At 51.1% G+C, this 19,481-nt stretch carries 32 protein-coding genes; 6 read left to right on the forward strand and 26 right to left on the reverse strand.

What is annotated here, in order from left to right; all coding sequences use genetic code 11:
• The first annotated feature begins 452 nt into the window (after nt 1–452).
• The gene (locus tag GVJ63_RS15630; protein ID WP_010252727.1) at nt 453–1,007 is read left to right on the forward strand and encodes a gamma carbonic anhydrase family protein; all 555 of its coding nucleotides are present in this window, start codon (nt 453–455) and stop codon (nt 1,005–1,007) included.
• Here the strand turns inward: GVJ63_RS15630 and GVJ63_RS15635 are convergent.
• From GVJ63_RS15635 to dprA, 6 genes are read right to left on the reverse strand one after another with little or no spacing between them, the layout of a single operon-like run.
• A complete protein-coding gene (locus tag GVJ63_RS15635) occupies nt 974–1,231 on the reverse strand; it encodes a DUF1488 domain-containing protein (RefSeq protein WP_010252729.1) in 258 nt (85 codons plus the stop codon). The two genes, GVJ63_RS15630 and GVJ63_RS15635, sit on opposite strands and share 34 nt — an antisense overlap.
• Nucleotides 1,228–2,046, reverse strand: coding sequence for a shikimate dehydrogenase (gene aroE / locus GVJ63_RS15640; RefSeq protein WP_122890140.1), 819 nt, complete (start codon nt 2,044–2,046; stop codon nt 1,228–1,230). Before aroE ends, GVJ63_RS15635 begins: the two co-directional genes overlap by 4 nt.
• Nucleotides 2,047–2,049: 3 nt before the next feature.
• The gene (gene tsaC / locus GVJ63_RS15645; protein ID WP_010252735.1) at nt 2,050–2,622 is read right to left on the reverse strand and encodes an L-threonylcarbamoyladenylate synthase type 1 TsaC; all 573 of its coding nucleotides are present in this window, start codon (nt 2,620–2,622) and stop codon (nt 2,050–2,052) included.
• A gap of 3 nt (nt 2,623–2,625) precedes the next feature.
• Complete coding sequence (locus tag GVJ63_RS15650; RefSeq protein WP_010252738.1) at nt 2,626–3,174, reverse strand: topoisomerase DNA-binding C4 zinc finger domain-containing protein; 549 nt, start codon at nt 3,172–3,174, stop codon at nt 2,626–2,628.
• A gap of 24 nt (nt 3,175–3,198) precedes the next feature.
• Nucleotides 3,199–3,672 (reverse strand): DUF494 family protein Smg, encoded by a 474-nt coding sequence (gene smg, locus GVJ63_RS15655; protein ID WP_010252741.1) that lies wholly within the window; start codon nt 3,670–3,672, stop codon nt 3,199–3,201.
• Nucleotides 3,644–4,768: a DNA-protecting protein DprA gene (gene dprA / locus GVJ63_RS15660; protein WP_159227107.1), complete on the reverse strand. Its 1,125-nt coding sequence runs from the start codon at nt 4,766–4,768 to the stop codon at nt 3,644–3,646. Before dprA ends, smg begins: the two co-directional genes overlap by 29 nt.
• A gap of 115 nt (nt 4,769–4,883) precedes the next feature.
• Here dprA and def point away from each other — a divergent pair, with 115 nt between their 5' ends.
• From def to mscL, 5 genes are all read left to right on the forward strand, one after another.
• Nucleotides 4,884–5,396 carry a peptide deformylase gene (def, locus tag GVJ63_RS15665; RefSeq protein ID WP_010252747.1) on the forward strand — a complete coding sequence of 171 codons (513 nt, stop codon included), beginning with the start codon at nt 4,884–4,886 and terminating at the stop codon, nt 5,394–5,396.
• A gap of 20 nt (nt 5,397–5,416) precedes the next feature.
• Nucleotides 5,417–6,361 (forward strand): methionyl-tRNA formyltransferase, encoded by a 945-nt coding sequence (fmt, locus tag GVJ63_RS15670; RefSeq protein ID WP_010252750.1) that lies wholly within the window; start codon nt 5,417–5,419, stop codon nt 6,359–6,361.
• Nucleotides 6,362–6,410: 49 nt separating this feature from the next.
• Complete coding sequence (gene rsmB / locus GVJ63_RS15675; protein WP_052272168.1) at nt 6,411–7,712, forward strand: 16S rRNA (cytosine(967)-C(5))-methyltransferase RsmB; 1,302 nt, start codon at nt 6,411–6,413, stop codon at nt 7,710–7,712.
• An 18-nt stretch (nt 7,713–7,730) separates the two neighbouring features.
• Entirely contained in the window at nt 7,731–9,107 is a 1,377-nt protein-coding gene (gene trkA, locus GVJ63_RS15680; protein ID WP_010252756.1) for a Trk system potassium transporter TrkA, read from the forward strand.
• A 124-nt stretch (nt 9,108–9,231) separates the two neighbouring features.
• Nucleotides 9,232–9,642, forward strand: coding sequence for a large-conductance mechanosensitive channel protein MscL (gene mscL, locus GVJ63_RS15685; protein ID WP_010671590.1), 411 nt, complete (start codon nt 9,232–9,234; stop codon nt 9,640–9,642).
• On the opposite strand, the gene GVJ63_RS15690 is transcribed toward mscL, so the two are convergent.
• The 20 genes from GVJ63_RS15690 to rplN all read right to left on the reverse strand — a co-directional run bounded on the left by GVJ63_RS15690 (nt 9,643) and on the right by rplN (nt 19,357).
• A complete protein-coding gene (locus GVJ63_RS15690; protein ID WP_010252762.1) occupies nt 9,643–9,876 on the reverse strand; it encodes an alternative ribosome-rescue factor A in 234 nt (77 codons plus the stop codon).
• A gap of 59 nt (nt 9,877–9,935) precedes the next feature.
• The gene (gene zntR, locus GVJ63_RS15695; protein WP_010252765.1) at nt 9,936–10,352 is read right to left on the reverse strand and encodes a Zn(2+)-responsive transcriptional regulator; all 417 of its coding nucleotides are present in this window, start codon (nt 10,350–10,352) and stop codon (nt 9,936–9,938) included.
• Nucleotides 10,353–10,724 carry a DUF1992 domain-containing protein gene (locus GVJ63_RS15700; RefSeq protein WP_022625141.1) on the reverse strand — a complete coding sequence of 124 codons (372 nt, stop codon included), beginning with the start codon at nt 10,722–10,724 and terminating at the stop codon, nt 10,353–10,355.
• A 96-nt stretch (nt 10,725–10,820) separates the two neighbouring features.
• Nucleotides 10,821–11,207, reverse strand: a complete 387-nt coding sequence (gene rplQ, locus GVJ63_RS15705; protein WP_003850180.1) for a 50S ribosomal protein L17 — start codon at nt 11,205–11,207, stop codon at nt 10,821–10,823.
• 40 nt (nt 11,208–11,247) lie between these two features.
• Entirely contained in the window at nt 11,248–12,237 is a 990-nt protein-coding gene (rpoA, locus tag GVJ63_RS15710) for a DNA-directed RNA polymerase subunit alpha (RefSeq protein ID WP_003850179.1), read from the reverse strand.
• Nucleotides 12,238–12,262: 25 nt separating this feature from the next.
• Nucleotides 12,263–12,883, reverse strand: coding sequence for a 30S ribosomal protein S4 (gene rpsD / locus GVJ63_RS15715; protein ID WP_008927131.1), 621 nt, complete (start codon nt 12,881–12,883; stop codon nt 12,263–12,265).
• A 33-nt stretch (nt 12,884–12,916) separates the two neighbouring features.
• Nucleotides 12,917–13,306, reverse strand: coding sequence for a 30S ribosomal protein S11 (gene rpsK, locus GVJ63_RS15720; protein WP_004160563.1), 390 nt, complete (start codon nt 13,304–13,306; stop codon nt 12,917–12,919).
• 16 nt (nt 13,307–13,322) lie between these two features.
• Complete coding sequence (gene rpsM / locus GVJ63_RS15725) at nt 13,323–13,679, reverse strand: 30S ribosomal protein S13 (protein WP_003850176.1); 357 nt, start codon at nt 13,677–13,679, stop codon at nt 13,323–13,325.
• Nucleotides 13,680–13,825: 146 nt separating this feature from the next.
• Nucleotides 13,826–13,942, reverse strand: a complete 117-nt coding sequence (rpmJ, locus tag GVJ63_RS15730) for a 50S ribosomal protein L36 (protein WP_010252805.1) — start codon at nt 13,940–13,942, stop codon at nt 13,826–13,828.
• Nucleotides 13,943–13,974: 32 nt separating this feature from the next.
• A complete protein-coding gene (gene secY, locus GVJ63_RS15735; protein ID WP_003850175.1) occupies nt 13,975–15,306 on the reverse strand; it encodes a preprotein translocase subunit SecY in 1,332 nt (443 codons plus the stop codon).
• A gap of 7 nt (nt 15,307–15,313) precedes the next feature.
• Nucleotides 15,314–15,748, reverse strand: coding sequence for a 50S ribosomal protein L15 (gene rplO, locus GVJ63_RS15740; protein WP_003850168.1), 435 nt, complete (start codon nt 15,746–15,748; stop codon nt 15,314–15,316).
• Nucleotides 15,749–15,751: 3 nt separating this feature from the next.
• Complete coding sequence (rpmD, locus tag GVJ63_RS15745) at nt 15,752–15,931, reverse strand: 50S ribosomal protein L30 (protein ID WP_003850166.1); 180 nt, start codon at nt 15,929–15,931, stop codon at nt 15,752–15,754.
• 5 nt (nt 15,932–15,936) lie between these two features.
• The gene (gene rpsE, locus GVJ63_RS15750; RefSeq protein ID WP_003850164.1) at nt 15,937–16,437 is read right to left on the reverse strand and encodes a 30S ribosomal protein S5; all 501 of its coding nucleotides are present in this window, start codon (nt 16,435–16,437) and stop codon (nt 15,937–15,939) included.
• A 14-nt stretch (nt 16,438–16,451) separates the two neighbouring features.
• Entirely contained in the window at nt 16,452–16,805 is a 354-nt protein-coding gene (gene rplR, locus GVJ63_RS15755) for a 50S ribosomal protein L18 (RefSeq protein WP_003850163.1), read from the reverse strand.
• Nucleotides 16,806–16,814: 9 nt separating this feature from the next.
• Nucleotides 16,815–17,348, reverse strand: coding sequence for a 50S ribosomal protein L6 (gene rplF / locus GVJ63_RS15760; protein WP_003850161.1), 534 nt, complete (start codon nt 17,346–17,348; stop codon nt 16,815–16,817).
• Nucleotides 17,349–17,361: 13 nt separating this feature from the next.
• Nucleotides 17,362–17,754 (reverse strand): 30S ribosomal protein S8, encoded by a 393-nt coding sequence (rpsH, locus tag GVJ63_RS15765; RefSeq protein ID WP_003850158.1) that lies wholly within the window; start codon nt 17,752–17,754, stop codon nt 17,362–17,364.
• Between the two features lie 32 nt (nt 17,755–17,786).
• Nucleotides 17,787–18,092, reverse strand: coding sequence for a 30S ribosomal protein S14 (gene rpsN / locus GVJ63_RS15770; RefSeq protein WP_008927132.1), 306 nt, complete (start codon nt 18,090–18,092; stop codon nt 17,787–17,789).
• A gap of 14 nt (nt 18,093–18,106) precedes the next feature.
• On the reverse strand, nt 18,107–18,646 hold the full coding sequence (rplE, locus tag GVJ63_RS15775) for a 50S ribosomal protein L5 (RefSeq protein WP_003850155.1): 540 nt from the start codon (nt 18,644–18,646) through the stop codon (nt 18,107–18,109).
• Between the two features lie 14 nt (nt 18,647–18,660).
• A complete protein-coding gene (rplX, locus tag GVJ63_RS15780) occupies nt 18,661–18,975 on the reverse strand; it encodes a 50S ribosomal protein L24 (protein ID WP_003850150.1) in 315 nt (104 codons plus the stop codon).
• A gap of 10 nt (nt 18,976–18,985) precedes the next feature.
• On the reverse strand, nt 18,986–19,357 hold the full coding sequence (rplN, locus tag GVJ63_RS15785; protein WP_006120590.1) for a 50S ribosomal protein L14: 372 nt from the start codon (nt 19,355–19,357) through the stop codon (nt 18,986–18,988).
• Between the last annotated feature and the right edge of the window lie 124 nt (nt 19,358–19,481).

Here is a 19,481-nt window from a genome sequence, read left to right on the forward strand (position 1 = left end):
CTGTAAAACGTCATAATGAATTTCATTATGTGTTCACTCGTGAGGCTTGATATTTTTTACGTCCGGAGACGCTGATATCAATCCTGCGAGTGCCCACACAGATTGTCTGATAAATTGTTAAAGAGCAGTGCGAACAGTGCGTTAGCGTCCTGTCGCGAGGTGGCGTATATTACGCTTTCCTCCTGCAGAGTCAACCTCTTTCTCAGAAGTTTTTCTCCGGCGGCGCAGTCTCCTGTGCCTCTCAACCCGCTTCCCGTTGCCGGTGTTCCGTGTCGATGGAGGCGCATTATAGGGATCCCGTTTCAGAGCACAACCCTTTTTTTGGATCTTTTATCTGAACGGTTATAAATGATCCAGATTGATGAGATCGCCAGCGATCCAGGCCAGAATTGGCTTGTCAGCTGCCTGAAATCGCATCAGGCTGCATTGAAAACAGAACAAAGGAGAACATGATGGCTTCCGCCCTACGTCCATATAAAGACCTTTTCCCGCAAACTGGCCAGCGCGTTATGGTCGATCCAAGCAGTGTTGTGGTCGGTGATGTCATAATGGGGGACGACGTGAGCATCTGGCCGCTGGTTGCGATCAGGGGTGATGTGAATCAGGTCCGCATTGGTGCCCGTACTAATGTACAGGACGGCAGCGTTCTGCACGTTACGCATAAATCAGCGTCTAACCCGCAAGGCTTCCCTCTTATTATTGGCGAGGATGTCACGGTCGGGCATAAAGCGATGTTGCACGGCTGTACCATTGGCGATCGCGTGCTGATCGGAATGGGATCGATTCTGCTTGATGGCGTAATAGTAGAAGAAGAGGTGATGATTGGTGCCGGAAGTCTGGTGCCGCCAGGTAAAAGACTGGAGAGCGGCTATCTCTATCTGGGTAGTCCGGTCAGGCAGATCAGGCCGCTGAATGACAATGAGAAGGAAGGTTTACGCTATTCTGCTAATAATTATGTCGCCTGGAAAGATGATTACCTGGCGGGAGATAACCAGATCCAGCCCTGAGCATCAATATTATCCTGACGGATAGCCGCTTCAGCCTCATCTTCCAGATCCCAGCGATGGTGCTGAAACAGCGCCATCGCCTCCCCTTCACCAAAACGTGAAGCCAGCGACTTCCTGCTGATTGCACAGGTCAGCCGCATGCCGTTGACCAGCACCGGGAAACAGACCGCGTTCAGTTCAGCATTATAGGTTTCATCATCAGGAAACTGTATCGCCTGATTCATGGCTGCATGGCCTGTTTAAGCTGGGTAATCACCGGCGCGATTTCCGGCATCACACCGTGCCACAGATAGAAGGCATGAGCAGCCTGCCCCACCAGCATGCCCAAACCATCTGCCAGATGAGCCGTGCCCTGCGCCTGACACCAGCGAAGGAAAGGCGTCAGCCCGATTTGATAAAACATGTCATAACAGCGCACATCAGCATGAATGACTGCTGCAGGTAAAGGAGGGGTTTCGCCATTCACACCGCTTGATGTCGCATTAATGATCAGATCAAAGTGCTGATCTGTCAGCTGCTCAAAACCACATGCGCGGATAGTGCCGCTCGCTGCAAACAGGCCAGCCAGCTCTTCCGCCCGCGCGGCGGTACGGTTAACAACAGTGAGTGTCACGCCTGCTGAGAGAAGCGGCAGAATGACCCCACGTGCAGCACCACCCGCCCCCACCAGCAAAACCTTGTCACCAGCATTGATCATCTTCAGCCGTTCAAGATCGCTTAACAGCCCGATACCATCCGTGTTGTCACCCAGGATCTGCCCATCGCTGAGTTTTTTCACCGTGTTTACCGCGCCGGACAGGGCTGCACGTTCGCTGAGCTGATCGGCAAATTCCCATGCCTGCTGTTTAAAAGGTAACGTCACGTTGGCACCACGGCCTCCCTGTTCGAAAAAGGCAGAGAGCGCCTGAGGAAAACCATCTATCGGGGCACAAATCCGACCATAGCGATGTTCAACGCCCGTCTGTTCAGCGAAAGCCTGATGGATCAGCGGAGATTTACTGTGGTTGATCGGATTACCGAAAACGGCGAATTGATCCATGAATTAGCCCTGACGTATAAGTTCGCCGCTGATGACATCGCGGATTTCAGAGGGATTGAGCCGCCCACCTGTTTTTCCCGACAGAACCGGGAACTGCTCACCAAACTGCTGCTTCACTTCTTCAGCCGTTCGGCAGGGAGGCAGGCCTGACAGATTTGCACTGGTTGAGACCAGCGGTTTACCAAATGCGCGGCAAAGGGCCTGCACATCAGGATGGTCACTGACGCGAATGGCCAGTGAATCAAACTGTCCGGTAAGCCAGCGAGGCGTTTGTGGCGGAACGGGTACGACAAAGGTCACCGGGCCGGGCCAGCATGCAAACATCCGCTCACGCTGTATCACAGACAGTTCCCGAGCGGAGATGTAAGGTTCCAGCTGGGTGTAATCAGCCGCAATCAGGATAAGCCCCTTTTCTACCGGACGCTGTTTCAGTGCCAGTAAAGCCATGACGGCAGATTCACTGTCAGGGTCACAGCCCAGACCAAATACGGCTTCAGTAGGATAGGCGATGACCGCCTGTCGATTCAGCTGCTCTAGGCAGGTTTCAAGTGAATCGGCGAGGTGTTGATTTTCCATGGTCTATGAATTCTCTTCAGCAATGGCTTTGCCACAACTTTTACTGGCGCAAAAGCGTTTGATCCCTTGGGCCGTCTTTTTTTCAACTAATAGCGGATACTGGCAATAAGGACAGATTCCGGCAACGGGTGTCAGATTCACAACAAACTGGCAGGCTGGATAGCGATCGCAGGAGTGAAACGTTTTGCCGTAACGGGAGCGCCGCTGAACTAACCGGCCTTCATGGCACTGTGGACAAGCCAGCGAGGTTTCATCTGGTTTGTCGATGGTTTCGGTGTATCCGCATTCCGGATAGAGGCTACAGCCAATGAACATGCCAAATCGCCCCTGCCGCAACACTTTATCCGCACCGCATTCGGGACAGGCGTGGCCTTCCAGCACTTTGACCACATGACCATCGGCCTGACCCTTTAAGGGTCGAATGTAGTCGCATGCCGGGTAGTTCGCGCAGCCCAGAAAAGGACCGTGTTTACCGGAGCGGATAACCAGTTCTGCCCCGCAAGCGGGGCAGGGATCCTGTTTACGCACGGTGAAGAGTGCAGCTTTACTCATAGCGATCAATGCATGAAAGGAAATTTAATGCAGCATACCTTCATTGGCGTCGAATAGCAGTTCTTCCATCTGCTGATAGGCATTTTCACATCCGGGAATGTTGAACAACACCATCAGTACCACCCATTTGAGATCCTCCAGGTCAAACTCAGAGGTATCCAGCGCCATAATGCGTTCGATGACCATTTCACGCGTTTCCAGGTTCAGCACCTGAATCTGCTCCAGGAACAGAAGGAAACCACGGCTGTCAGCATCTAAACGTTTGCTCTCTTCATCGGTATAAATACGCATGGAGAGCGGATCATTTGTCAGTAAAATTGGCGCAACCAGTCCTTCCTGATAGTCAGCCAATCTTTCTAACCAGTTCAGCGCACTGTAAATATCTTCACGATGGAACCCGGCATCCGTCAGGTCGTCTGTCAATCTGTCCTGATCAACACCCATTTCTGCTTCGTTGTGGATATATGTCTCAAACAAATACATCAGTACGTCGAACATGGCATGCCCTCCTCAATCGGACATAGCCGCCGGGTACAGCTGCGATCCATCCTGCTAACTCCAGTTCCAGCAACTGAGCTGAGATAACTGGCACAGATTGGCCGGCACGTTCAGCGACAACGTCAACAGGTGTAACATCATCACCTACGTTAGCCAACACATCAGCAAATGGCAATGGAGCATCGTCACTCACCTCAGAATAAATTTCACCGGCCGGTGTCATCGGCAGCCAGTTAAGTGCACTTGCCAGATCTTCCACGATGTTATGGGGATGGGCCACCAGCAGCGCCCCCTGCTGAATCAGCCAGTTTACGCCTTCGCTTAACGGGTTACCGAGCGCGCCAGGTAAGGCATAGACATTACGATTTTGCTCCAGCCCATACCGCGCCGTTACCAGGGAACCACTCTTCAGCGAGGCTTCTACCACCAGCACCCCATGGCTCAGGCCGCTGATAATACGATTACGGCGCGGAAAATTAAGCGGATGCGGCAGGGTCGTCAGCGGAAACTCAGAAACCACCGCCCCACCCTGTTCAACGATCTCTGCGGCAAGATGGGCATGATTGCTGGGATAGAGCCGCTGCAAACCACTACCTAACACGGCCACCGTTTTACCGCCTACGTTGAGTGCTGCCTGATGCGCAACACCATCAATACCTCTTGCCAGTCCGCTGGTAATGGTCAGACCGCTGAGGCTTAAGTGCTGGGTAAACCAGTCGCACCAGTAGCGGCCATAGTGTGAACAGTTTCGGCTGCCCACCACCGCTAACTGTGGTGTGCTGATAAGCGCAGGATCGCCATCAATATAGAGCAGCGGCGGAAAGCGGTTGGTTTCTTTAAGACGGGCAGGATAGGCCGCGTCCAGAGCAGTCACCAGATGATGAGCCGGACTCTGATCCAGCCAGGAATAGACTTCTGTAAGATTTTTTTCATTATAATCATAATATTGCTGGCACTGGCTCTCATCTAAGCCAAGCCGGATAAGCTGCTCCCTGTCTGCCTGTCCGGCACCTATTTGCTGCGCCACATCAACCCAGCGTTTCCCTGTCATTCCAGTGACGGCGGCCAGCCGTACAGACTGCGCTATTTTGTCCATCTTCAGCTCCCTGATCGCCCTTGCTTCCTGCCGCAGAATGCTGTCAATCAGGCCTCGAAAAGTCTACAATATAAGGTAGTAATCTTTTCTTAACCGAATACAGATCTGGATATTTATGTCAGTTTTGCAGGTATTACATTTCCCTGACGAGCGTCTTCGCAAAGTTGCTGCGCCCGTTAAAGAAGTTAACGCAGACATTCAGCGTATCGTTGATGATATGTTCGAGACGATGTATGCCGAAGAAGGTATCGGTCTTGCGGCTACGCAGGTCGATATTCATCAGCGCATTATCGTGATTGACGTCTCTGAAAGTCGTGAAGAGCGTTTAGTGCTGATTAACCCTGAGCTGCTGGAAAAAAGTGGTGAAACCGGCATTGAAGAGGGTTGCCTCTCTATTCCGGAACAGCGCGCATTTGTTCCGCGTGCCGAGCGGGTAAAGGTCCGTGCACTGGATCGCGAGGGTAAAAGTTTCGAACTGGAAGCCAGCGAGTTACTGGCCATCTGTATCCAGCATGAGATCGATCATCTGGAAGGCAAACTGTTTATCGATTATCTGTCGCCTTTAAAGCGGCAACGGATCAAAAATAAATTAGAGAAACTGGCGCGTCAGAACGCGCAGGCTTCCTGAGATCTTAATAAGGGATAAACGTGTCTGCCCCGCTAAAAATCATCTTTGCTGGCACACCTGACTTTGCAGCGCGTCATCTTGACGCGCTGCTTGCTTCTGAACATCAGGTTATCGCCGTATTCACCCAACCCGACCGTCCTGCTGGTCGCGGTAACAAATTAACGCCAGGCCCGGTCAAAACGCTGGCGATGGCACATGACATTCCGGTTTATCAGCCTAAGTCACTGCGACCTGAAGAAAATCAGCAACTGGTTGCTGACCTCAAGGCCGATGTGATGGTGGTTGTAGCCTACGGATTAATTCTGCCCAAGGCCGTGCTTGATATGCCACGTCTGGGATGCATCAATGTCCATGGCTCACTGCTGCCACGCTGGCGCGGAGCTGCGCCTATTCAACGTGCGCTCTGGGCTGGCGACAGCGAAACCGGCGTGACCATCATGCAGATGGACGTGGGACTGGATACCGGCGATATGCTGCATAAGCTGGCCTGTCCGATTACTGCCCAGGATACCAGTGCCACGCTGTATGACAAGCTGGCACAGCTTGGCCCACAGGGGCTGCTGGATACGCTGACATTACTGACCACTCAGCAGGCTTCACCTGAAAAACAGGATGAAACGCTGGCCAACTATGCTGAGAAACTCAGTAAAGAGGAGGCACGTCTTGACTGGACACTCTCTGCAGAACAGCTTGAGCGTTGTATTCGCGCTTTTAACCCGTGGCCGATGAGCTTTTTCACCATTGAAGATCAGCCGGTTAAAGTCTGGCAGGCAAGCGTTCTGCCCCACTGCGATCGTGCGCCTGGTGAAATTATCCATGCTGACAAGCATGGCATCCAGGTGGCAACGGCTCAGGGCGTACTGAACCTGCTCCAGTTGCAGCCCGCCGGTAAAAAACCGATGTCGGCTCAGGATCTTCTCAACTCGCGCCGGGAATGGTTTGAACCTGGAACCCTTCTGGACTGACTCTCAGGCCCGGTCCCTCACCGGGCCTTTTGTTTGATGACAAAACCCTATGACTAAATCTATCAACCTGCGTAGCCTCTCGGCTCAACTTATTGAGCGTGTGGTCGACAAGGGCGAATCCCTGAATACGGCACTGCCAGCCGCCCAGAAAAAGCTCTCTGACAAAGATAGCGCATTAGTGCAGGAGATCTGTTTTGGCGTATTGCGCACATTACCGCAGCTGGAAGCGCTGATTGGCAAACTGATGGAGCGTCCACTTACCGGCAAACAGCGGGTTCTGCACTATCTGATCATGGTCGGGCTTTATCAGCTGGAATATACCCGTGTGCCTGCCCATGCCGCACTGGCAGAAACCGTCGCGGGCGCCGAAGTACTGAAGCGCACCAGTATGAAAGGCTTATTAAATGGCGTATTACGCCAGTTTCAGCGTCAGCGGGAAGAGCTGCTCGCCACTGTTCAGGATGGCCCGCAACGCTATCTGCATCCGGGATGGCTGCTAAAGCGTTTGCAGCATGCCTGGCCGGAACAATGGCAACAGATTGTCGAAGCAAATAATCTGCGTCCGCCGATGTGGCTGCGGGTTAATCGCCAGCACCACGATCGTGACACGTGGCTGGCTATGCTGGCCGAAAGCGGCAGGAATGCTCAGCCTGATGTCGATGTGCCGGATGCGCTGCGGCTTGACGCCCCTGCCCCGGTCAGCCAGCTACCAGGCTTTGATCAGGGTTGGGTTACCGTGCAGGATTTATCTGCTCAGCGCTGTGCCTTGCTGCTTGAGCCCCAAAACGGCGAACAGATTCTGGATTTATGCGCTGCGCCCGGCGGTAAAACGACCCATATCCTTGAAATCGCGCCTCAGGCCGAAGTTATGGCCGTCGACGTGGATGCGCAACGTCTTAAACGCGTAAATGAGAATCTGCAACGACTGGGTATGAAAGCAGACGTGAAACAGGGTGATGGACGAACGCCGCAACAGTGGTGCGGCGTTCGTCAGTTTGACCGTATTCTGCTGGATGCGCCCTGCTCTGCTACCGGTGTGATCCGACGCCATCCTGATATTAAGTGGCTGCGTCGCGATCGGGATATCGCCGAGCTGGCAAAGCTTCAGGGTGAAATTCTTGATGCTATCTGGCCGCACCTGAAACCTGGCGGTACACTGATTTATGCCACCTGTTCCATCCTGCCTGAAGAGAATCATCAGCAGATAGATGCTTTCCTGCAGCGCCAGCATGATGCGCAGGCAGAGCCCCTCAGAGATGCGCCCGCGAACGGCTTACAGGTCTTCCCGGAAGCCGAGGGCGGAGATGGTTTCTTCTACGCTAAGCTGATAAAAAAATCGGGTACAAACTGAAATGAGTATTGATAAGCGATGAAAATAATCATTCTGGGCGCAGGACAGGTTGGCGGAACCCTGGCAGAAAATCTGGTGGGTGAAAACAACGATATCACGGTGGTTGATACCGACTCTTCACGCCTGCGTCACCTGCAGGATAAGTTCGATCTTCGCGTCGTGCAGGGTCATGGTTCTCATCCACGAATTTTACGTGAGGCGGGTGCGGAAGATGCCGACATGCTGGTTGCCGTAACCAACTCCGATGAAACCAACATGATTGCCTGTCAGATTGCTTATTCGCTTTTCAATACGCCGAATCGTATCGCCCGTATTCGCGCGGCCGATTATCTGCGTGATGCGGACAAATTATTTATTCCTGAAGCGGTGCCTATCGATCACCTGATCTCGCCTGAACAGCTGGTGATCGACAATATCTATCGTTTAATCCAGTACCCTGGCGCATTGCAGGTCGTCAACTTTGCTGAAGGCAAAGTCAGCCTCGCCGTGGTGAAAGCTTATTATGGCGGGCCACTGGTAGGAAATCCGCTGTCGATCATGCGTGAGCATATGCCACACATTGATACCCGCGTAGCCGCTATATTTCGTCAGGATCGCCCCATTCGCCCGCAGGGTTCAACCATCGTAGAAGCGGGTGATGAAGTCTTTTTCATTGCAGCCAGTCAGAACATTCGTGCGGTAATGAGTGAAATGCAGCGGCTGGAGAAACCTTATAAACGGATTATGCTGGTAGGTGGCGGTAATATCGGTTTCGGTCTGGCACAAAAACTTGAGAAAAATTACAGCGTGAAGCTGATTGAACGTAACCCCCAGCGCGCAGCAGAACTGGCAGAGCATCTTCACGACACAGTCGTCTTTTATGGCGATGCGTCAGATCAGGAACTTCTCGCTGAAGAACATGTTGATCAGGTTGATCTCTTTATCGCCGTCACCAATGATGATGAAGCCAATATTATGTCAGCCATGCTGGCAAAAAAGATGGGGGCGAAGAAGGTTATGGTGCTGATTCAGCGCCGCGCCTACGTCGATCTGGTACAAGGCAGCGTTATCGATATCGCTATTTCACCTCAGCAGGCCACGATTTCTGCCCTGCTTGGTCATGTGCGCAAAGCGGATATCGTGGGCGTTTCATCGCTACGACGCGGTATTGCAGAAGCGATCGAAGCGATAGCGCACGGAGACGAATCAACTTCACGCGTGGTCGGCCGCTCCATTGATGATATCAAACTACCGCCAGGCACCATTATTGGCGCAGTGGTTCGTGGAGACGATGTGATGATTGCCAATGATAACCTGCGAATTGAACAAGGTGATCATGTCATCATGTTCCTGACCGACAAGAAGTTTGTATCAGATGTGGAACGTCTCTTCCAGCCGAGTCCATTTTTCCTGTAAATGCCGCGTTTATAGGCGAACAGAACATAAGGAACGCAAAACTGCCGCTTAATTCGCTGTGTTGATGGCAAAACCAGTAGGGTTTGTTAGACTTTATGGCATTGGCTTGGGCAAGGAGATAAGTATGAGTTTAATCAAAGAGTTTCGCGATTTCGCAATGCGCGGCAATGTGATGGATTTAGCCGTCGGTGTCATCATCGGTGCTGCATTCGGTAAAATTGTTTCATCGTTAGTCGCCAACATCATTATGCCGCCTTTAGGCTTACTGATTGGTGGTGTCGATTTTAAATCATTCGCCTGGGTACTTAAGCCTGCAGTTGGTGATGCTCCAGCCGTTGTAATGCAGTACGGTATCTTCCTTCAGACCATCTTCGATTTCGTCATCATCGCTTTCGCAATCTTTATGGCGATCAAGTTAATGAATCGTCTGTACAAGAAAAAGGAAGTAGAGAAGCCAGTGGCTAAACCGTCAAACGAAGAAGTTCTGCTGACTGAAATCCGCGATCTGCTGAAACAGCAGAATAGCCGGGTCTAGTTAATAAGCCGCCGCACAGGCGGTTTTTTTAACCGTAAAAGCAGAAGGGCAGTGATAAGACGCTTTCTTATCACTGCCCTCCCATCCAGTCCCCTTGCCATGTTTCTCTTTCCGCTTGAAACTACCTTTACCCTTTTGCTTCTGCTCTATGCGTTGCCGAAATAGTGGGTCGTGTAACAGAGCCTGAATCGCGTTATCGCGGATTTGCCCTTTGGTGTGCTGATATTTACTCATGACGCCTCCTGTTGAGATGGTCTGATACTCTATTCCTTTGCAGCAAAATAACAATATGCTTATTTGCTCGAAGCCTCTCCCCGCTCCAGCGCCTCAAGAATTGAGCACGAAATGCTACTGTGACTGTCACCACAACAGGCATCGGAAAGGTGTCGCAGGGAACGCTGCATCGTTTCTAACTCTGCGATCATCTGAGCAACTTCACTCAGCCGTTTTTCAACGATCGCTTTTGATTCCTGACAGGTGTGATGCGCAGGATCAACCCGGATCGAAAGTAGCTCTCTGATCGCTTCCAGACTGAAACCCAGTTTACGACCATAACGAATAAATTTCAGACGCTGAAGATCGCCCTCGCTGTAAAGGCGAAAGCCACCTTCAGTACGACCATCATGATCCATCATCTGCTGCTTTTCATAAAAACGGATAGTGTCTGGCGTCACCTCCGCAAGCTTAGCTAACTGACCGATACGAAACATTTACTCCTCCTCGCGGAAACGATGCTGAATAGCAGTGGAATAACTGCCATGGAGAAAGTCGGTACTGATACCCGCCTGGCGTAATCTTAGCTCCAGCACCTGAAGCCGATGGCAATGATCCTGATAATTTTGATCCGCAGGATCGAGGTTACGAAGAAGATCGTTAACTTCCATGGCTTCACGTCTGAGCTCAAGCTCCGGCGGCAGAAAGCCCGCATTTTTCAGTAAACGGTAGCCCGCTCTTAACTCAGGCGGAACATGACTGTCATCATCCAGCTGCAGCGGCTTACCAGAGCCGGGAAGATTACTCAGCTCGCCTTTTTCCAGCGCCGCTTTGATGTGCTGTTCAGCAAGTTCATCAACCAGCCACATAGTTAGCTCCTTTGAACATGAAAAGAGTAAGTTCTAAGGTAGTAAATTTCAGGCAATAAAAAACCCGCCGAAGCGGGTTTTTTACGTTGCTACAGATTACTCTGCGGCTGCTTCTGCTTGAGCTTCTGGACGATCAACCAGCTCGATGTAAGCCATCGGAGCGTTGTCACCAGCACGGAAGCCACACTTCAGAATACGAGTGTAACCACCGGCACGGCTCGCGAAACGCGGGCCCAGCTCATTAAACAGTTTTGCCACGATCTCGTTATCACGAGTACGGGCGAATGCCAGACGACGATTAGCTACGCTGTCGGTCTTGGCAAGAGTAATCAGCGGCTCAACTACGCGACGCAGTTCTTTGGCTTTCGGCAGAGTCGTTTTGATGATCTCATGACGAACCAGAGAACCGGCCATGTTGCGGAACATAGCCTGACGATGGCTGCTGTTGCGGTTCAGTTGACGACCACTCTTACGATGGCGCATGACCTTATCCTTCTCAGTGAAACCTTAACCTGTGATCTGATTATTCATCAGCAATGCTTGCTGGCGGCCAGTTCTCGAGGCGCATGCCCAGAGAAAGACCACGCGAAGCCAGCACATCTTTAATCTCGGTAAGAGATTTTTTACCAAGGTTAGGCGTTTTAAGCAGCTCAACCTCGGTACGCTGTACCAGATCACCGATGTAGTGGATAGCTTCTGCCTTAAGGCAGTTAGCAGAGCGGACAGTCAATTCCAGATCGTCAACAGGGCGCAGCAGGATCGGATCGAATTCTGGTTTCTCTTCTTTAACTTCCGGCTGACGTACATCACGTAAGTCAACGAAAGCTTCAAGTTGTTCTGCCAGAATGGTTGCCGCACGACGAATCGCCTCTTCAGGATCGATTGTGCCGTTGGTTTCCATTTCGATGACCAGCTTGTCCAGGTCGGTGCGCTGCTCTACACGCGCTGCTTCAACATTGTAGGCGATACGGTCTACAGGGCTGTAGCAAGCGTCAACTAACAGGCGGCCGATTGGGCGCTCATCTTCTTCCGAATGAATTCGGGCAGAAGCCGGCACATAGCCACGACCACGCTGAACTTTGATACGCATGCTGATAGCAGCGTTCTCATCGGTCAGATGGCAAATGACATGCTGAGGCTTGACGATTTCGACATCACCATCATGGGTAATGTCGGCTGCAGTCACAGGGCCAATGCCAGATTTATTCAAGGTCAGAATAACTTCATCTTTCCCCTGAACTCTTACCGCCAGCCCTTTCAGGTTGAGCAGGATTTCCAGGATATCTTCCTGTACTCCCTCTTTGGTGCTGTACTCATGAAGTACACCATCAATTTCAACCTCGGTCACCGCGCAACCCGGCATGGATGAAAGCAGAATACGGCGCAGTGCGTTACCAAGAGTATGGCCAAAGCCACGCTCTAAAGGCTCAAGGGTCACCTTGGCGTGCGTCGAACTCACTTGCTCGATATCTACCAGGCGCGGTTTTAGAAACTCTGTCACAGAACCCTGCATTGTGTCCTCTCTTTGGTACTAAGCCTTACTTGGAGTAAAGCTCGACGATCAGGTGTTCGTTAATGTCCGCAGACAGATCAGTACGTTCAGGAATACGCTTGAACACACCTTCCATCTTAGTCGCATCAACTTCCAGCCAGGTTGGCTTTTCACGCTGCTCAGCCAGCTCCAGAGCGGCCTTCACGCGAGATTGCTTTTTGGCTTTCTCACGGATGCTAACGACATCATTCGGAGATACCTGATAAGAAGCGATGTTAACAACGCGGCCATTTACCAGAACAGACTTATGGCTAACCAGCTGACGTGCTTCTGCACGAGTGGCACCAAAGCCCATACGATAAACTACGTTGTCCAGACGACCTTCCAGCAGAGCCAACAGGTTTTCACCGGTGTTGCCTTTCAGACGAGCTGCTTCTTTATAATAGTTACGGAACTGACGCTCCAGCACGCCGTAGATACGACGAACTTTTTGCTTTTCACGTAACTGACCGCCGTAATCAGACAGACGCGGTTTACGCGCACCATGCTGACCAGGGGCTTGTTCAATCTTACACTTGGAATCAATCGCGCGAACGCCAGACTTAAGGAATAAGTCAGTGCCCTCACGACGGCTCAGCTTGAGCTTAGGACCCAAATATCTTGCCATTTTCTTTCTCCAACTATCCTAAAAAAACGGGCGTTATACGCGACGTTTTTTCGGCGGACGACAACCGTTATGAGGGATCGGAGTCACATCAGTAATATTAGTGATGCGGAAACCAGCGGCGTTCAAAGCACGAATCGTAGATTCGCGACCTGGACCCGGACCCTTTACCATAACTTCCAGGTTCTTAATTCCGTAATCTTTTACCGCTTCTGCACAGCGCTCTGCAGCGACCTGAGCAGCAAACGGAGTGGATTTACGTGAACCGCGGAAACCGGAACCACCGGCGGTTGCCCAACCCAGTGCGTTACCCTGACGATCAGTAATGGTAACGATGGTGTTGTTAAAAGAAGCATGGACATGAGCCACGCCATCTGAGACTTGTTTTCTTACACGCTTACGTGCACGAACTGGTGCCTTTGCCATTATTTACTCACCCCGATTATTTCTTGATCGGTTTACGCGGACCCTTACGGGTACGTGCGTTGGTCTTAGTACGCTGACCGCGAACCGGAAGACCACGACGATGGCGCAAACCACGGTAGCAACCAAGGTCCATAAGACGCTTGATGCTCAGGGTGATTTCACGGCGCAGATCACCTTCTACAACGAATTTCGCAACTGCATCACGCAGCTGATCAATTTGTTCTTCAGACAGCTCACTGATCTTAACATTTTCAGCAATACCCGTTGAAGCGCAGATGGCTTTAGAACGGGTTTTACCGATACCGAAGATCGAAGTTAATGCGATAACGGTATGTTTTTGATCAGGAATGTTAATGCCTGCTATACGGGCCACTATGCACTCCTATAATTAAACAAGCACGTCCCATGCTGAAAAGCCCGTTTTCAGGATACTCAAATGGAAACGCACTGACATACAAAAGATTGGCTGGCTAATCTAGCCAGCTCAACCCGACTTTGCAAGAAAAATATGTGACAAAATCAGCCTTGGCGCTGTTTATGCTTTGGCTCGGCGCTGCAGATCACACGGACGACACCGTCGCGACGAATGATTTTGCAGTTACGACATAATCTCTTGACGGAAGCACGAACTTTCATTTTTACTCTCCGTAACTTCTCAACCAACTGAATTAACGGCCGTAGCCTTTCAGGTTAGCTTTCTTCAGTGCCGACTCGTACTGACTTGACATCATCAGAGTTTGCACTTGAGCCATAAAGTCCATGATGACGACAACTACGATAAGCAGTGAAGTACCGCCAAAGTAGAAGGGAACCTTCATCGCATCACGCATGAACTCCGGGATAAGGCAGATAAACGTAATGTAGAGAGCGCCGATTAAGGTCAATCGCGTCATTACTTTATCAATATACTTCGCCGTTTGCTCTCCCGGACGAATTCCCGGTACGAATGCACCAGACTTCTTCAGGTTATCTGCTGTTTCACGTGGGTTGAAAACCAACGCCGTATAGAAGAAACAGAAGAAGATGATTGCAGTCGCATAGAGTAGCACATAAAGCGGCTGTCCTGGCTGCAAATACAGCGAAATTGTTGTCAGCCAGTTCCAACCGGTACCGCCCCCAAACCACGATGCAATCGTTGCCGGGAACAGAATAATGCTGGAAGCAAAAATGGCTGGAATGACGCCTGCCATGTTCACTTTCAACGGTAAATGTGTGCTCTGTGCAGCGTAAACGCGACGACCCTGCTGACGTTTTGCGTAGTTCACCACAATGCGGCGTTGACCACGTTCAACAAAGATAACAAAGAAGGTCACTGCGAATACGAGTACTGCAACCAACAGCAACAGAAGGAAGTGCAGGTCGCCTTGCCGCGCTTGCTCGATGGTATGGCCAATGGCCGGCGGGAGACCCGCAACGATACCTGCGAAGATAATGATCGAAATACCGTTACCGATACCACGTTCAGTAATCTGTTCGCCCAGCCACATCAGGAACATCGTTCCTGAGACCAGACTCACAACAGCGGTAAAGTAGAAAGCAAAGCCTGGATTCATTACCAGGCCTTGCATCCCTGGCATATTCGGCAGACCGGTAGCAATACCGATCGACTGAAATATGGCCAATACCAACGTACCGTATCGGGTGTACTGGCTAATCTTACGACGGCCAGCCTCCCCTTCTTTCTTAATTTCCGCTAACGCTGGATGAACCACCGTTAATAACTGGATGATAATCGACGCCGAAATATACGGCATGATGCCCAGTGCGAAAATAGAAGCACGGCTCAGAGCACCACCAGAGAACATGTTAAACATTTCAATGATGGTGCCACGCTGTTGCTCAAGCAGTTTGGCAAGTACAGTGGCATCAATACCAGGGATTGGAATAAAAGAGCCAATACGGAAGACAATGAGTGCGCCGATTACAAACAGCAGTCTGCGTTTCAGCTCACCAAAGCCACCCTTGGCACTTTGAAAATCTAATCCCGGTTGTTTAGCCATCTGCTACTTATTCCTCGATTTTACCGCCAGCAGCTTCGATTGCAGCACGTGCACCTTTGGTGACACGCAGACCGCGAACCGTTACCGGTGTAGAAACTTCACCAGACAGAATTACTTTAACGAATTCAATCTGAACACCGACAATGTTGGCTGCTTTCAGCGCGTTCAGGTCGACGATACCGCCTTCAACTTTCGCCAGATCAGACAGACGAATCTCTGTGGTGATCATTGCTTTGCGAGAGGTGAAACCGAACTTCGGCAGACGACGGTACAGAGGCATCTGACCACCTTCGAAACCGCGACGTACGCCACCGCCAGAACGTGAGTTCTGACCTTTGTGACCACGACCACCGGTTTTTCCGAGGCCAGAACCGATACCACGACCCAGACGCTTGGTAGCGTGCTTAGACCCTTCGGCCGGAGACAGAGTATTTAAACGCATCTCTTACTCCTCCACTTTAACCATATAGGAAACCGCGTTAACCATACCGCGTACTGCAGGCGTGTCTTCACGCTCAACGGTGTGGCCAATACGACGCAGACCCAGGCCAACCAGAGTGGCTTTATGCTTAGGCAAGCGGCCGATTGAACTACGGGTTTGAGTGATTTTAATAGTCTTAGCCATCGTGATTACCCCAGAATTTCTTCAACGGATTTACCACGCTTAGCAGCGACCATTTCCGGAGATTTCATATTGCCCAGGCCGTCGATAGTTGCACGAACCACGTTAATCGGGTTAGTAGAACCATAGGCTTTTGCCAGTACGTTATGAACTCCAGCGACTTCCAGAACGGCGCGCATTGCACCACCGGCAATAATACCGGTACCTTCTGAAGCCGGCTGCATGAACACGCGGGAACCCGTGTGTGCACCTTTAACTGGGTGCTGCAGGGTGCCGTTGGTCAGCGCGACGTTAACCATGTTGCGACGGGCTTTCTCCATCGCTTTCTGGATCGCTGCTGGAACTTCACGCGCTTTACCGTAACCAAAACCTACGCGACCATTACCATCGCCTACCACAGTCAGTGCTGTGAAGGAGAAGATACGACCACCTTTAACAGTTTTAGAAACACGGTTTACCGCGATCAGTTTTTCCTGCAGTTCGCCAGCTTGTTTCTCGATGTGTGCCATCTTAGACCTCTACCTTAGAACTGAAGGCCAGCTTCACGGGCAGCATCTGCCAGTGCCTGGACGCGACCATGATATTGGAAACCGGAACGGTCGAAAGAAACACCAGTGATGCCTTTTTCGATTGCGCGTTCTGCGATAGCTTTACCTACTGCAGCTGCGGCTTCTTTATTACCGGTATACTTCAGTTGTTCAGTGATAGCTTTTTCTACAGTAGAAGCAGCGACCAGAACTTCGGAACCGTTCGGGGCGATTACCTGTGCGTAAATATGACGCGGGGTACGATGTACCACCAGGCGAGTAGCACCCAGCTCTTTGAGCTTGCGACGTGCACGGGTCGCACGACGGATACGAGCAGATTTCTTATCCATAGTGTTACCTTACTTCTTCTTAGCCTCTTTGGTACGCACGACTTCGTCGGCGTAACGGACACCCTTGCCTTTATAAGGCTCAGGACGACGGTAGGCGCGCAAGTCCGCTGCAACCTGACCAATCAGCTGTTTATCAGCGCCTTTCAGCACGATCTCAGTCTGAGTTGGACATTCTGCAGTGATACCCGCGGGCAGCTGGTGATCGACTGGATGAGAAAAGCCCAGAGACAGGTTAACCACGTCGCCTTTAACGGCTGCACGATAACCTACACCAACCAGCTGCAGCTTCTTAGTGAAGCCTTCGGTAACACCGATTACCATTGCGTTCAGCAGCGCGCGAGAAGTACCCGCCTGCGCCCAGCCGTCAACGAAACCTTCGCGCGGAGCGAAAGTCAGAGCGTTGTCAGCATGCTTAACTTCAACAGCATCATTGATAGTACGAGTCAGCTCGCCGTTTTTACCTTTAATCGAAATTACCTGACCGTTGAGTTTTACCTCTACGCCGGCAGGAACAACGACAGGTGCTTTAGCAACACGAGACATATGTATCCTCCGATTACGCTACGTAGCAGATAATTTCGCCACCAAGACCTGCCTGGCGCGCTGCACGATCAGTCATGACACCTTTAGATGTAGAAACTACAGCGATGCCCATACCAGCCATTACCTTTGGCAGCTCATCTTTTTTCTTATAGATGCGCAGACCAGGACGGCTTACTCGCTGAATGCTTTCTACAACAGCTTTGCCCTGGAAATACTTGAGAGTAAGTTCCAGTTCCAGCTTGATGTCGCCTTCGATTTTGAAATCTTCAATATATCCTTCTTCCTTCAGAACGTTGGCAATTGCCAATTTCAGCTTGGAGGAAGGCATGGTGACCGCAACTTTGTTTGCGGCCTGACCGTTACGGATACGGGTCAGCATATCCGCGATCGGATCTTGCATGCTCATCTGTGTTACTCCCGTGATTCAATTGGTGACAATTACCAGCTAGCCTTTTTCAGGCCCGGGATTTCACCGCGCATGGCGGCTTCGCGGACCTTGATACGGCTCAACCCAAACTTCCGCAGGAAACCGTGCGGACGACCTGTTTGACGGCAGCGGTTACGCTGACGCGAAGGGCTGGAATCACGCGGCAGACTCTGCAGCTTCAGAACAGCATCCCAACGATCTTCGTCGGAAGCGTTCACATCAGAGATGATCGCTTTCAGTTCAGCGCGTTTAGCGAAGAATTTGTCTGCTAATTTTGCACGCTTAACTTCGCGTGCTTTCATAGATTGCTTAGCCATTAAGTAACCCTACCTTACTTACGGAACGGGAAGTCAAAGGCAGCCAGCAGAGCACGGCCTTCATCATCAGATTTCGCAGTAGTGGTAATGGTGATATCCAAACCACGAACGCGATCGACTTTGTCGTAGTCGATTTCTGGGAAGATGATCTGCTCACGTACACCCATGCTGTAGTTGCCACGACCATCGAATGACTTAGCGGACAAGCCACGGAAGTCACGGATACGTGGAACAGCAATGGTGACCAGACGCTCAAAGAACTCCCACATGCGCTCGCCACGCAGAGTTACTTTACAGCCGATCGGATAGCCCTGACGGATTTTGAAGCCTGCAACTGATTTGCGTGCTTTGGTGACCAGCGGTTTTTGACCGGAGATTGCTGCCAGGTCAGCTGCTGCGTTATCCAGCAGTTTCTTGTCAGCGATCGCTTCACCAACACCCATGTTCAGGGTGATCTTCTCGACCCGAGGGACTTGCATGACAGAATTGTAGCCAAACTCTGTCATGAGTTTCTGGACTACTTCGTCTTTGTAGTAATCATGCAGTTTCGCCATCGTACTACTCCAAATTACTTGATAGTTTCGCTGTTAGACTTGAAGAAACGGACTTTTTTGCCGTCTTCGAATCTAAAGCCTACACGGTCAGCCTTACCAGTTGCCGCGTTGAACAGTGCAACGTTAGAAACCTGAATAGCAGCTTCTTTTTCAACGATGCCACCTGGTTGGTTCAGAGCCGGAACCGGCTTCTGATGTTTCTTCACCAGGTTGATACCTTCAACGATGACCTTACCAGAAGACAGGACATTCTTAACTTTACCGCGCTTACCTTTATCTTTACCGGTTAACACGATAACTTCGTCGTTACGACGGATTTTAGCTGCCATTGTTCGCTCCTTAGAGTACTTCTGGTGCCAGAGAGATAATTTTCATGAACTTTTCAGTACGAAGTTCACGAGTTACCGGCCCAAAAATACGCGTACCGATAGGCTGCTCACTGTTATTGTTCAGAATAACGCATGCATTACCATCGAAGCGAATGACAGAACCGTCCGGGCGACGAACACCCTTCCTGGTGCGCACCACTACCGCCTTCAGGACATCACCTTTTTTGACTTTACCACGCGGAATTGCTTCCTTGATGGTAACTTTGATGATGTCACCGACGCCTGCGTAGCGACGGTGCGAGCCACCCAGAACCTTGATACACATTACGCGACGTGCACCGGAGTTGTCGGCGACGTTCAGCATAGTCTGTTCTTGGATCATTTTAGTGCTCCGCTAATGTCAACTACTACTTCGGGACCTAAACCTCAGGTCGTTAGAAAGCCCCATAATTGAGGGCGCGGCATTGTAACACCGGTTCTCACAGATGGGTAGAAAAAATAAACGG

Origin of the sequence: Pantoea sp. 18059, assembly GCF_902706165.1 — a bacterium.
GTDB lineage: Bacteria > Pseudomonadota > Gammaproteobacteria > Enterobacterales > Enterobacteriaceae > Pantoea > Pantoea agglomerans.